This window comes from Pseudomonas edaphica (assembly GCF_005863185.1).
Lineage (GTDB): Bacteria > Pseudomonadota > Gammaproteobacteria > Pseudomonadales > Pseudomonadaceae > Aquipseudomonas > Aquipseudomonas edaphica.
In genome coordinates, this window is sequence record NZ_VBVZ01000104.1 from 1 (window position 1) to 14,007 (window position 14,007).

Genomic DNA, 14,007 nt, shown 5'->3' on the forward strand with positions numbered 1-14,007 from the left:
CACTGTGGGAGCTGGCTTGCCTGAGATGGCATCACATCGGTCTGGCTGACAGACCGAGTCGCCCGCATCGCAGGCAAGCCAGCTCCCACACAAAGCATTTATCGCGGTGATGCTGAGTTATTTGGGATAACCCGCCCGCTTCATCTCACGCTCGGTGGTGGTCTGCGCGGCGGTCAAGGCTTGGTCCACCGTTTGCTGACCGGTCAGCGCGCCCGAGAAGAACTTGCCGACCTGGGTACCAATCGCCTGGAATTCAGGAATGGTCACCAACTGGATACCGATATACGGCACCGGCTTGAGCGTCGGTTTGGTCGGGTCAGCGACTTTCAGCGATTCGAGGGTCACCTTGGCAAACGGTGCGGCTTTGAGGTATTCGTCGCTGTAGGTCGATTTGCGCGTGCCAGGCGGTACGTTGGCGATGCCGTCGGTCTTGGCTACCAGTTCGCCGTATTCCTTGGACGTTGCCCAGGTGGTGAACACCTTGGCGGCATCCTTGGCTTTGGAACTGGTCGGGATGGCCAGGCTCCAGGAGTACAGCCACGAGGTGCCCTTGTCGGTCTTCTCGTGCGGCGCGAAGGTGAAGCCGACACTGTCGGCGACTTTGCTCTGAGACTTGTCGGTGACGAACGAACCGGCCACGCTGGCGTCCACCCAGATCGCGCACTTGCCACTGTTGAACAGCGCGAGGTTCTCGTTGAAACCGTTGCTGGAAGCACCCGGCGGGCCGGATTTCTTCATGTTGTCGACGTAGAAGTTCAACGCGTCCTTCCACTCAGGGCCGTTGAATTCCGGCTGCCATTTTTCATCGAACCAGCGCGCACCGTAGCCGTTGGCCAGGGTGGTGATCAGCGCCATGTTCTCACCCCAACCGGCTTTGCCACGCAGGCACAGGCCGTATTGCTCTTTGCTCTTGTCGGTGAGTTTGGCGGCGAATTCACCGATCTGAGTCCAGGTCGGGTGCTCGGGCATGCTCAGCCCGGCGCCCTTGAACAGGTCGGTGCGGTAGTAGGTGATCGAGCTTTCGGCGTAGAACGGCAGGGCATACAACGAGCCTTTGACCGACAAGCCGTCACGCACCGAAGGGAACACGTCGTCGAGGTCATAGGACGCCGGCAGGTCTTTCATCGGCTCCAGCCAACCCTTGGCGCCCCACAGTGCAGCTTCGTACATGCCGATGGTCAACACGTCAAACTGGCCGCCCTGGGTGGCGATGTCGGTGGTCAGGCGTTGGCGCAGCACGTTTTCTTCAAGCACCACCCAGTTCAGCTTGATGTCCGGGTGCTCGGTCTCGAAGGTTTTCGAGAGCTTCTGCATGCGGATCATGTCGCTGTTGTTGACGGTGGCAATGGTCAGGGTTTGCGCGCCAAAGCTGACGGCGCTGAGGGTCATGCAGGTGGTCATGCAGGTGGAGACAAGCAGTGCTTTTGCTGTGAACTTCATCGCGCACTCCATTTCCGTGCCCAGAGGGCTACAGAATGACAGTTATTGTTGTTGTGTCTTCCCACAAGGTGTCAGGAAGAGTGTGCGTTGATTACAGCCTTGAAATGGGCGTGTGACAAATCCTTGGGCACACTTGAGCTGATACTTTTTTGCACTCGGCAAGTCATGGGCTTAAACCATTAAGCCAGGTTCTGTTCGGTCAACCGTTGCACCGCCAGGCGTCGGTAGTGAGACGGCGTCATGCCCTTGAGCTGCTGGAAGCGCCGGTTAAAGTTGGAGATATTGTTAAAACCCGACTCAAAGCACACATCCGTCACCGCCTTGTCGCCATCGGCCAGCAGCTCGCAGGATTTGCTGATGCGCAGCCGGTTGACGAACTCGATGAAGGTGCGCCCGGTGGCCTGCTTGAACACGCGGGAAAAGTACGTGGGCTTCATCCCCAGGTGTTCGGCTACTTCTTCCAGCGACAATTCGCGGGCGTAGTGCGCAAAAATGTAGTCCACCGCGCGGTTGGTGCGGTCAATGCTGTGCTCGTCGGCCAGTTGCGGTGTGGTCACACCGGACAACAGTTGGTAGTCGTCACAGGCGCTCAACACCTCCAGCAGAATAAAGAAGTGCCCCAGGCGCGCTATACCTTGGGCGTCTTCGATGCGCTGCATCAAGGTCATGGCTTGGGCGATGGTTTTTTTGCAACGGAACTCGATGCCGTACTGCGCCCGTTCCAGCATCGGCGCCAGCGTCTTGAGTTCGGCAAACACGGGGCTGCCCTGTTCAAACAGTTCGTCGGTGAAATTCACCAGCATGTCGCGCTTGGGCACCACCTCGTCTTCCTCCACCTGGCTGATCCAGTTGTGGGGCAGGTTGGGGCCGGTAAGGAATAGGCTTTCGGGGTAGAAGTTACCGATGTAGTCGCCGATAAACACTTTGCCCGAGCTGGCGACGATCTGGTGCAGCTCGTATTCCTTGTGGAAGTGCCAGCGCACCAACGGGCAGGGGAAACCATGCTGGCGATAGATGATGGACAGACCGTTGTGATCGTCCATCAACTCGTAGGAAGGGTCGGTAATGCGCATTGCTCGGGTCATGCTGCCGTCGCTTTATTGTGGTTGCTGCACAGGATAATGCCCCCTTGCGCGCAACCTCGCTAGCGTCATCCTTTATACGCTGCGGTTTTTTGCCTCGATCCACTGCGACATGTACTGGGTACTTTTATGCGCATGGTGACGCAGCATGCTGCCGGTGAAGTTGTCCCGGCGATGGGCGGCGAGGCGGCTGCGGCAGTGTTCCAGGCAAGCCACCAGGGCGGGGCCATGCAGGCTCTGGTCGTAGCGCCGAGCCAGCAATCGGCGGCCGTCTTGCTGGGCCTGGGTCCAACGCTCGCGGTCTTGATACAGCGCTACGGCGGCAGCGGCCAGGGCCTCGGCACTTTGCTCGATGGTACCGGGCCATGGCTGATCGTCGCCCATGGCCTCGGCGCCAATCGGCGTGGTGATGTTTGGCGTGCCGCAGAGCATGGCATCCATCAGTTTGCCCTTGATGCCGGCGCCGAAACGCAGTGGCGCCAGGCAGATACGGGCCGCGGCCATGACCTGCAGCGCATCTTCAGCCCAATTCATCACGTGAAAACCCTGCGCCGGGTTGTGCAGGGCGGTGGCCTTGGGGGGCGTGTAGGCACCGTAGATATGCAGCTGTGCGCCCGGCAGTTGCTGGCGGATCAACGGCCACAAACTGCTCTTCATCCACAGCACCGCATCCCAATTGGGCGCGTGGCGGAAATTGCCGATGCTCAGGAAGTGCGCGCGGTCTTCAAACGGCGCAAAGGCTTCAACCGGCGGTTCCAGCATCAATGGGCACCAGTGGAGCAGGGCGGCCGGCACCTTGAATTGTTCGGTGAGCAGGCGGATTTCCACATCGGAAATCATCAGGCTGATATCACAGCGGTAAATGGCGGCGATCTCGCGTTTGGCGAGGTCGGTGTCGGCCATCCACTGGAACGCTTCCTGCAGGGCCGGCTTGAACAGTGCGCTGAAGTCGTCACTGTCGGGGTGAGCCTTGAGGTGGGCCTTGAAACGCTGATGGCGCGCATCGCGCAGGCTTTGCAAATCGGAGGTTTCAAGCACGCGCAGGGCATCGGGGCAGCATTGCTCCACACGCCAGCCGAACTGTTCTTCCATCATAAAACGGTCGAACAACACGATATCCGGGGCTAACGCGCGGATAAAATCGTCGAAGCTGCTGTTGTTGAGCTCGATGGCGCACTCGGCGATACCCAGGGCAGGCAAGTCGGCCTTGTGTTCACCAATAGTCGCCGGGCTGCTGAAGGTAATGTCTCAACGCTGGTCCAGAAAGCTCTGCAGAATCTGCATCATATGCCCGCCGGCGGCTGAGGAGCGGGGCTCCGGCCAGACATAACCTATGACCAGGACTTTGGTGGCGGGCTGATTCATCTAAAGCAGATCCTTGAAGGGCGGGCAAAAAACGCGCAATTAAACCACACCTGCGGGGCATGACAATTTGTGTCCGGTGGTAGGTAGTCACTGCACTTTGTGGTTAACTTCGGCCTCTCGAATTCGTTTAACCAAAACCCAGCATAAGGATTCCGTTCATGGCTCAAGTCACCCTTCGTGGTAACCCTGTCCAGGTTGAAGGCGAATTGCCGAAAACCGGTTCCACCGCTCCAGAATTCAATCTTGTCGCCGTCGACCTGTCAGAGGCGACCCTGGAAACGTTCGCCGGCAAGCGCAAAGTGCTGAACATCTTCCCAAGCGTCGACACCCCGACCTGTGCCACTTCGGTACGCAAATTCAACGCCCAGGCCAACGACGTGAGCAACACCGTTGTACTGTGCATCTCCTCTGACCTGCCGTTTGCCCAGAAGCGCTTCTGCGGCACCGAAGGCCTGGACAACGTGCTGAGCCTGTCGGACTTTCGCAACGCCGACTTCGCCGTAGACTACGGCGTATCCCTGGCCGATGGCCCGCTGCAAGGCCTGACCGCCCGTGCCGTGGTGGTACTGGACGAAAACAACAACGTACTGCACAGCGAACTGGTGCCTGAAATCGGCCAAGAGCCAAACTACGAAGCAGCCCTGGCTGTTTTGAAGTAACTGTTTCGGCGCATTACTGTCATTTTGCAGTAGCACGCTTGATGCAAGATTGCGGCCTGGCCTAGTCCAGGCCGTTTTTATTTGCGGCTCAAACGCTTAGCGAAATAGCCAACGGACTAAGCTCAGAAGTTAAAAGTTGTAATCCAAGGTAAATAGCCGGTAAAGGCGCTTTTCTTAATGCGCCCCAGTGCTTATCTTTCAGCCTCCCAAAGAAGAAGCTCTCGCGCCCAATGGTTGATCACTCCATGCAATCCTCCCCCCGCAATTCCCGCCGCTGGCTGTTCGGCCTGCTCGTGCTGTTGGTTATCGCCGGCCTGTGCTGGAAATTCTGGCCCGCAGGCCATACAGATGCCAGCGCGCAGAAACCGGCCGGGCATACCGGCAAGACGGGGATGGCGCGCCCAGGTTTCGGGGGTTCCACCGGCCCGATCCCGGTGCGCGTGGCGCCAGCGGTACTGGGCGAGTTCCCGGTGTACTACAAGGCCTTGGGCACGGTGACCGCGCTCAACACCATTAATGTACGCAGCCGGGTGGGCGGTGAGCTGGTCAAGATCGCGTTTGAAGAGGGTCAGATGGTCAAGGCAGGCGACCTGCTCGCGGAGATCGACCCGCGTAGCTACCAGAACGCCTTGCTCCAGGCCCAAGGCACGCTCTTGCAGAACCAGGCCCAACTGAAAAACGCCCAGGTTGACGTGCAACGTTACCGTGACCTGTATGCCCAGGACAGTATCGCCAAACAGACCCTGGACACCGCCGAAGCCCTGGTCATGCAGTACCAAGGCACGGTCAAGACCAACCAGGGCGCGGTAGACGACGCCAAGCTTAACCTCGAATTCACCAAGATCCGCGCGCCGATCAGCGGCCGCGTCGGCCTGCGTCAGGTTGACGTCGGTAACCTGGTGGCGGCCAACGACACCACCTTCCTGGCGGTGATCACCCAGACCCAGCCGATCAGCGTGGTCTTCACGCTGCCGGAAAACACCCTCGATACCGTACTCACCCGTTACCACGCCGGCAACAAGCTGCCCGTTGAAGCCTGGGACCGTGGCGACGTGAAGCAGCAGGCGGTCGGCGTGTTGCAGAGCCTGGACAACCAGATCGACGTGACCACCGGCACACTCAAATTCAAAGGCCGTTTCGATAACAAGGACCAGGCGCTGTTCCCCAACCAGTTCGTTAACGTGCACCTGTTGGCCGACACCTTGCACAACGTGGTGCTGGCGCCGTCCGCGGCGATCCAGTTCGGTAACAGCGGCACCTTCGTCTACAAGCTCGACGGTGACAAAAAGGTCAAGATGCAGCCGTTGGTGGTCGGTGATACCGATGGCGATAACACCGTCATCAAGGAAGGCCTGGTGGCCGGTGACCGCGTGGTCCTGGAAGGCACTGATCGCCTCAAGGACGGCAGCGACATTGAAGTGGTCAACGACAGCAGCGAAGTGCCGACCACGCCGACCGAACACCTGCAAGGCAAGCCTGCGGCAAAAGGGGAGACCGGCGCTAACGCCGGCAAGGCGCAAAAGGTCGGTTCATGAACCTGTCGCGACTGTTTATCCTTCGCCCGGTTGCCACCACGCTGAGCATGCTGGCCATTGTTCTGGCCGGCATTATTTCTTACCGTTTGTTGCCGGTCTCGGCCTTGCCCCAGGTGGACTACCCGACCATCCGGGTGATGACCCTGTACCCCGGCGCCAGCCCGGACGTGATGACCAGCGCAGTGACTGCGCCGCTGGAGCGTCAGTTCGGGCAAATGCCCGGCCTCACACAGATGGCGTCGACCAGTTCGGGCGGCGCCTCGGTGCTGACCCTGCGCTTTAACCTCGACATCAACATGGATGTCGCCGAGCAACAGGTGCAGGCCGCGATCAACGCCGCGACCAACCTGTTGCCCAAGGATTTGCCGGCGCCGCCGGTGTACAACAAGGTCAACCCGGCAGATACCCCGGTGCTGACCCTGGCAATTACCTCCAAGACCATGTTGCTGCCCAAGCTCAACGACTTGGTTGACACGCGTATGGCGCAAAAAATTGCCCAGATCAGCGGCGTCGGCATGGTCAGCATCGCCGGTGGCCAGCGCCAGGCCGTGCGTATCAAGGTCAACCCCGAGGCCCTGGCGGCCAACGGCTTGAACCTGTCGGACGTGCGCACCCTGATCGCCGCCTCCAACGTCAACCAGCCCAAGGGTAACTTTGACGGCCCCACACGGGTATCGATGCTCGATGCCAACGACCAGTTGGTCTCGCCCGAGCAATACGCCGAACTCATATTGGCCTACAACAATGGCGCGCCGCTGCGCCTCAAAGACGTGGCACAGATCGTCGACGGCGCCGAAAACGAGCGCCTCGCTGCCTGGGCCAATGAAAACCAGGCCGTGCTGCTCAACATCCAGCGCCAGCCCGGCGCCAACGTGATCGAGGTAGTGGACCGTATCAAGGCGCTGCTGCCGAGCATCACCGATAACCTGCCGGCGGGCCTGGATGTGACGGTGCTTACCGACCGTACCCAGACCATTCGGGCCTCGGTGAAAGACGTACAGCACGAATTGCTGATCGCCATTGCCCTGGTGGTGATGGTGACGTTCCTGTTCCTGCGTCGGGTCAGTGCCACGATCATTCCGTCGATCGCCGTGCCGCTGTCGCTGGTGGGCACCTTTGGCGTGATGTACCTGGCAGGCTTCTCCATCAACAACCTGACGCTGATGGCCCTGACCATCGCCACCGGGTTTGTGGTGGACGATGCCATCGTGATGCTGGAGAACATCTCGCGCTACATCGAGGAAGGCGAGACGCCCATGGCGGCGGCGCTCAAGGGCGCCAAGCAAATCGGGTTCACCCTGATTTCCCTGACCCTGTCGCTGATCGCGGTACTCATTCCGCTGCTGTTCATGGCCGATGTGGTCGGGCGGCTGTTCCGCGAATTTGCCATCACCCTGGCGGTGGCGATCCTGATTTCCCTGGTGGTGTCCCTGACCCTGACGCCGATGATGTGCGCGCGCTTGCTCAAGCGCGAACCCAAGGAAGAAGAACAAGGTCGTTTCTACAAGGCCAGCGGCGCCTGGATCGATTGGTTGATCGAAGCCTACGGGCGCAAATTGCAGTGGGTGCTCAAGCACCAGCCGTTGACCCTGCTGGTGGCCATCGCCACCTTGGGCCTAACCGTGGTGCTGTACCTGGTGGTGCCCAAGGGCTTTTTCCCGGTACAGGATACCGGGGTGATCCAGGGCATATCGGAAGCACCGCAGTCGATTTCGTTTGCCGCCATGAGCCAGCGCCAGCAGGAATTGGCCAAGGTGATCCTGGCCGACCCATCGGTTGAAAGCCTGTCGTCCTATATCGGTGTGGATGGTGATAACGCCACTCTCAATAGCGGCCGTTTGCTGATCAACCTCAAGGCCCACGGCCTGCGCGACGTGAGCGCGGCCCAGGTCATCACGCGCCTGCAACCGCAGATCGACAAGCTGGTGGGCATTCGCCTGTTCATGCAGCCGGTGCAGGACCTGACCATTGAAGACCGCGTGAGCCGCACCCAGTACCAGTTCAGCATGTCCTCGCCGGACGCCGACCTGCTGGCGCTGTGGAGCGACAAGCTGGTGCACGCCTTGCGCCAGTTGCCGGAACTCACCGATGTGGCCAGCGACCTGCAGGACAAGGGCCTGCAAGTGTTCCTGGTGATCGACCGTGACGCCGCCTCGCGCCTGGGCGTGAGTGTGTCAACCATCACCGACGCACTCTATGACGCCTTCGGCCAGCGGCAGATTTCCACCATCTACACCCAGGCCAGCCAGTACCGTGTGGTATTGCAGGCCCAGTCCGGTGAAACCCTGGGGCCGGCGGCACTCAATCAGATCCATGTGAAAACCACCGACGGCGGCCAGGTGCGGTTGTCGAGCCTGGCGCATGTGGAACAGCGTCAGGCGCAACTGGCAATCGCGCATATCGGCCAGTTTCCGGCGGTGATGATGTCGTTCAACCTGGCCCCTGGCGTCGCGCTGGGCAAAGGCGTGGAGCTGATCAACCAGACCCAGAAGGACATCGGCATGCCGGTGGGCGTGCAGACCCAGTTCCAGGGCGCGGCCCAGGCGTTCGAAGCCTCGCTGTCGAGCACTTTGCTGCTGATCCTGGCGGCGGTGGTGACCATGTACATCGTGCTCGGCGTGTTGTATGAGAGTTACATTCACCCGATCACGATTCTCTCCACGTTGCCATCCGCCGCAGTCGGCGCTTTGCTCGCGTTGCTGCTCAGTGGCAATGACCTGGGCATGATCGCGATCATCGGCATTATCCTGCTGATCGGTATCGTCAAAAAGAACGCGATCATGATGATCGACTTTGCCCTCGACGCCGAACGCAACCAGGGCCTGGACCCGCAGACCGCGATCTATCAGGCCGCGTTGCTGCGTTTTCGGCCGATTTTGATGACCACCCTGGCGGCCTTGTTTGGTGCGGTGCCACTGATGCTGGCCACGGGTTCCGGCGCGGAGTTGCGCCAACCGCTGGGCCTGGTGATGGTCGGCGGCCTGCTGGTGAGCCAGGTGCTGACGCTGTTCACTACGCCGGTGATCTACCTGTATTTCGACCGCCTGGGCCGTCGCTGGCGCAAAGAGCCACAAAGCCTGGAGCCGGCTGAGTCATGAACCTGTCCGGACCTTTCATTCGCCGGCCGGTAGCCACCATGCTGCTGAGCCTGGCGATTATGTTGCTCGGTGGCGTGAGCTTCAACTTGCTGCCTGTGTCGCCGTTGCCGCAGATCGACTTCCCGGTGATCGTGGTGTCGGCCAGTTTGCCCGGCGCCAGCCCCGAGGTCATGGCGTCTACCGTGGCGACGCCGCTGGAACGCTCATTCGGCGCGATTGCCGGCATCACCACCATGAGCAGCTCGTCGAGCCAGGGCTCTACGCGAGTGATCCTGGCGTTCGATTCCGACCGTGATATCAACGGTGCGGCGCGGGAAGTGCAGGCGGCCATCAATGCATCGCGCAACCTGCTGCCCAGTGGCATGCGCAGCATGCCGACCTACAAGAAGATCAACCCGTCCCAGGCACCGATCATGGTGTTGTCACTGACCTCCGACGTGTTGCAAAAGGGCGAACTGTACGACCTGGCCTCCACCATTCTTTCGCAAAGCCTGTCCCAGGTGCCGGGGGTAGGCGAAGTGCAGATCGGTGGCAGCTCCTTGCCGGCAGTGCGCATCGAGTTGGAACCCAAGGCCCTGGACCAATATGGCGTGGCCCTGGACGATGTGCGCAATACCATCGCCAATGCCAACCAGCGGCGGCCCAAGGGCTCCCTGGAAGACAGCGAGCGTAACTGGCAGATCCAGGCCAATGACCAGCTGGAAAAGGCCAAGGACTACGAGCCGCTGCTGATCCGCTACCAGAACGGCGCGGCCTTGCGCCTGGGGGATGTCGCCAAGATCAGCGATGGCGTGGAAGACCGCTACAACAGCGGCTTCTTCAACAATGATTCGGCGGTGCTGCTGGTCATCAACCGCCAGTCCGGCGCCAACATTATCGAGACCGTCCGGCAGATCAAGGCCCAGTTGCCGGCGTTGCAGGCGGTGCTGCCGTCCAGCGTCAAGCTCAACCTGGCCATGGACCGTTCGCCGGTGATCACCGCGACCCTGCATGAAGCCGAGATGACCCTGCTGATTGCCGTGGCCCTGGTGGTGCTGGTGGTGTACCTGTTCCTGGGTAACTTCCGCGCTTCGTTGATCCCGACCCTGGCGGTGCCGGTGTCGCTGGTCGGCACCTTTGCGGTGATGTACCTGTTTGGTTTTTCGTTGAACAATTTTTCGCTGATGGCGTTGATCCTGGCCACCGGCCTGGTGGTGGACGACGCCATCGTGGTGCTGGAAAACATTTCCCGGCATATCGACGACGGCGTGCCGCCGATGAAGGCGGCGTACCTGGGCGCCGAGGAAGTGGGCTTTACCTTGCTGTCGATGAACGTGTCGCTGGTGGCGGTGTTCCTGTCCATCCTGTTTATGGGCGGCATCGTCACCAACCTGTTCCGTGAGTTTTCCATCACCTTGTCGGCGGCGATCATAGTGTCGCTGATCGTCTCGCTGACCTTGACCCCGATGCTCTGCGCGCGCTGGCTCAAACCGCACGTCAAAGGGCACATGACCGGTTTGCAGCGCTGGAGCCAGAAGGTCAACGACCGCATGGTTGCAGCCTACGCCACCAGCCTGGACTGGGTGCTGCGCCATCGCCGCCTGACCCTGCTGAGCCTGTTGATCACCGTGGGCGTGAACATCGCGCTGTACGTGGTGGTGCCGAAAACCTTCATGCCGCAGCAGGACACCGGGCAGTTGATCGGTTTTGTGCGCGGCGATGACGGGCTGTCGTTCAATGTGATGCAGCCAAAAATGGAAACCTTCCGCAAGGCGGTCCTCAAAGACCCGGCGGTGCTCAGCGTGGCCGGCTTTATCGGTGGCAACAACGGCACTAACAATGCGGTGATGCTGGTGCGCCTCAAGCCGATTGCCGAACGCAAGCTCTCGGCCCAGGCAGTGATCGAGCGTCTGCGCAAGGAAGTGCCACTGGTGCCGGGCGGTCGGCTGTTCCTGATGGCCGACCAGGACCTGCAATTTGGTGGCAGCCGTGACCAGACCAGCGCCCAATACTCCTACATCCTGCAAAGCGGCGACCTGGCTGCGTTGCGCTTGTGGTACCCGAAAGTGGTCGCTGCCATGCGCGAGCTACCGGAGCTGACCGCCATCGACGCCCGCGAAGGTCGCGGTGCGGCGCAGGTGACGCTGGTGGTCGACCGCGACCAGGCCAAGCGCCTGGGCATCGACATGAGCATGGTCACCTCGGTGTTGAACAACGCCTACAGTCAGCGGCAGATTTCTACTATCTACGACAGCCTCAACCAGTATCAGGTGGTGATGGAGGTCAACCCGAAATACGCCCAGGACCCGATCACCTTGAACCAGATGCAGGTGATCACCTCCACGGGCGCGCGAGTGCCGTTGTCGACCATTGCCCATTACGAAAACAGCCTGGCCGACGACCGTGTCAGCCATGAAGGCCAGTTTGCCTCGGAAAATATTGCCTTCGACATGTCGCCCGGCGTAACGGTGGAGCAGGGCACGGCCGCTATCGAGCGGGCGATTGCCAAGGTCGGTTTGCCCGAAGACGTGATCGCCAAGATGGCCGGCACCGCCGATGCGTTTGCTGCGACCCAGAAGGGCCAGCCGTTCATGATTCTTGGCGCGCTGGTGGCGGTGTACCTGGTGTTGGGCATTCTGTATGAAAGCTATATTCACCCGCTGACCATCCTGTCGACCTTGCCGTCGGCCGGTGTCGGCGCACTGCTGTCGATCTACCTGCTGGGCGGTGAATTCAGCCTGATATCCCTGCTCGGTCTGTTCCTGCTGATCGGCGTGGTGAAGAAGAATGCGATCCTGATGATTGACCTGGCGCTGCAGCTGGAGCGCCACGATGGCATGAGCCCGTTGGAGTCGATCCGCAGCGCCTGCCTGTTGCGCCTGCGGCCGATCCTGATGACCACGCTCGCCGCGATCCTCGGCGCCTTGCCGTTGCTGCTCGGTTCCGGCGATGGCGCCGAAATGCGCCAGCCGCTGGGCCTGACCATTATCGGTGGGCTGGTGTTCAGCCAGATCCTGACCCTTTACACCACTCCGGTGGTTTACCTTTATCTTGACCGCGCGCGCCATCGCTTCAACGCCTGGCGTGGCGTGCGTACCGATGCTGCCTTGGATACTGCGCTATGACCGATTCAACGAATGCCCAGACACTGTGGCGAGGGAGCTTGCTCCCGCTGGGCTGCGCAGCGGCCCCAGACAGTCGACCTCGCCACGCCACACGTATCGGCAAGGGTGTCAAGGGGGTAACGATGCTGTTGTGCGGCGCCTTGCTCAGTGCCTGCGCCATCGGCCCGGATTACAAGCGCCCGGAGGTGGTCGAACCCGCGCAGTTCAAGGAAGCCCAGGGCTGGCGCCAGGCCAACCCAAGCGATTCTCTGGCCCGTGGAGCCTGGTGGGAGTTGTACGGTGACCGTCAACTTAACGAGCTGGTCACGCGCCTCAATAACTCCAAGCAGACCGTGGCCCAGGCCGAAGCGCGCTTCCGCCAGGCCCAGGCCCAGGTGCGCAGCGCACGCGGGGCGTTTTTCCCAACGGTGGACTTCAGTGCCGGGAAAACCCGTGCCAGTCAGGGCACCGGCAGCAGTAACGCCAGCCTCAGCAGTTCCAGCAGTGGTATTCGTGACACGCTCAATACCCAGTTGGGCGTGAGTTGGGAGGCCGATGTGTGGGGCAAGTTGCGCCGTGGTCTTGAAGCGAATGAGGCGACGGCTGAGGCCAGTTCCGCGGATCTGGCGGCGATGCGTTTGAGCCAGCAGTCGGAGTTGGTGCAGGACTATCTGCAACTGCGCGTGATGGACGAGCAGACACGTTTGCTGCAGGCCACGCTGGAGACTTATCAGCGCTCCCTGAAGATGACTGAAAACCAGTACCGGGCGGGGGTTTCCGACAAAGCCGCGATTGCTCAGGCACAGACCCAACTGAAGACGACCCAGGCCAGTTTGATCGACTTGATCTGGCAGCGTGCGCAGTTGGAAAACGCCATCGCAGTGTTGATCGGCGAAGCGCCGGCCAACTTCAATCTGGCGGTGAGCAAAGACATACCTGCCTTGCCGCAGATTCCGCTGAGTGTGCCATCGCAATTGCTTGAGCGGCGCCCGGACATTGCGTCGGCGGAGCGCTCAGTGATTGCGGCCAACGCGAATATCGGTGTGGCCAAGGCGGCTTATTACCCGGACCTGACCTTGAGCCTGGCGGGCGGGTATTCCAGCAGCACCTATGCTGATTGGATCAGTTTGCCGAACCGGTTCTGGTCGGTGGGGCCCAAGCTTGCGATGACCTTGTTTGACGGTGGGCAGCGTTCGGCTGAGGTCGATCGTAGTGTGGCGTCTTATGACGAGACGGTGGCCAAGTACCGCCAGACCGTACTGGATGGTTTCCGCGAAGTGGAAAACTATATGGTGCAGTTGAAGGTGCTGGAAGATGAGGCGGTGGTCAGCAATGAAGCCCTGGACGCCGCGCGCGAGTCCCTGCGCTTGACGCAGAATCAGTACAAGGCCGGGTTGATCGCCTACCTGGATGTGGTGACGGTGCAGGCCACTGCGTTGAGCAATGAGCGCACGGTCTTGACCCTGTTGCAGACGCGGTTGGTGGCAAGTGTGCAGTTGATTGCGGCGTTGGGTGGCGGCTGGGACGGGCAGACGTCTTTGGCTGAGAAGCAGTGACTGAGTAGCTATTAAAAACAACTCAAGCACCTTCCCAATCAAGGCTGGGCACTGTCACTGTGGCGAGGGAGCTTGCTCCCGCTGGGCTGCGCAACAGCCCCATAACACTTGCGGGCGCTGCGCACCCGAGCGGGAGCAAGCACCCTCGCCACAACAGCCCGCACTTGTTACTCCTCGGCACATTGCTGA

8 protein-coding genes are annotated in these 14,007 nt (G+C 60.7%); 5 read left to right on the forward strand and 3 right to left on the reverse strand.

Annotated elements, in window-relative coordinates; all coding sequences use genetic code 11:
- Positions 1-117 precede the first annotated feature (117 nt).
- From FEM54_RS09420 to FEM54_RS09430, 3 genes are all read right to left on the reverse strand, one after another.
- The gene (locus FEM54_RS09420; protein WP_370589435.1) at positions 118-1,401 is read right to left on the reverse strand and encodes an ABC transporter substrate-binding protein; all 1,284 of its coding nucleotides are present in this window, start codon (positions 1,399-1,401) and stop codon (positions 118-120) included.
- A gap of 218 nt (positions 1,402-1,619) precedes the next feature.
- Positions 1,620-2,525, reverse strand: coding sequence for an AraC family transcriptional regulator (locus FEM54_RS09425; protein ID WP_138450582.1), 906 nt, complete (start codon positions 2,523-2,525; stop codon positions 1,620-1,622).
- Between the two features lie 72 nt (positions 2,526-2,597).
- Positions 2,598-3,767, reverse strand: coding sequence for a glycosyltransferase (locus FEM54_RS09430; protein ID WP_240792726.1), 1,170 nt, complete (start codon positions 3,765-3,767; stop codon positions 2,598-2,600).
- Between the two features lie 278 nt (positions 3,768-4,045).
- Between FEM54_RS09430 and tpx the strand changes: the two genes are divergently transcribed.
- The 5 genes from tpx to FEM54_RS09455 all read left to right on the forward strand — a co-directional run bounded on the left by tpx (position 4,046) and on the right by FEM54_RS09455 (position 13,818).
- Complete coding sequence (gene tpx, locus FEM54_RS09435) at positions 4,046-4,546, forward strand: thiol peroxidase (protein WP_017135058.1); 501 nt, start codon at positions 4,046-4,048, stop codon at positions 4,544-4,546.
- 230 nt (positions 4,547-4,776) lie between these two features.
- A complete protein-coding gene (locus FEM54_RS09440; protein ID WP_138450584.1) occupies positions 4,777-6,081 on the forward strand; it encodes an MdtA/MuxA family multidrug efflux RND transporter periplasmic adaptor subunit in 1,305 nt (434 codons plus the stop codon).
- Complete coding sequence (locus FEM54_RS09445) at positions 6,078-9,179, forward strand: MdtB/MuxB family multidrug efflux RND transporter permease subunit (protein ID WP_017135060.1); 3,102 nt, start codon at positions 6,078-6,080, stop codon at positions 9,177-9,179. The genes FEM54_RS09440 and FEM54_RS09445 overlap by 4 nt, the downstream gene beginning before the upstream one ends.
- The gene (locus tag FEM54_RS09450; protein ID WP_138450586.1) at positions 9,176-12,283 is read left to right on the forward strand and encodes an efflux RND transporter permease subunit; all 3,108 of its coding nucleotides are present in this window, start codon (positions 9,176-9,178) and stop codon (positions 12,281-12,283) included. The genes FEM54_RS09445 and FEM54_RS09450 overlap by 4 nt, the downstream gene beginning before the upstream one ends.
- Positions 12,284-12,405: 122 nt before the next feature.
- On the forward strand, positions 12,406-13,818 hold the full coding sequence (locus tag FEM54_RS09455; RefSeq protein WP_138450588.1) for an efflux transporter outer membrane subunit: 1,413 nt from the start codon (positions 12,406-12,408) through the stop codon (positions 13,816-13,818).
- Positions 13,819-14,007: the final 189 nt, after the last annotated feature.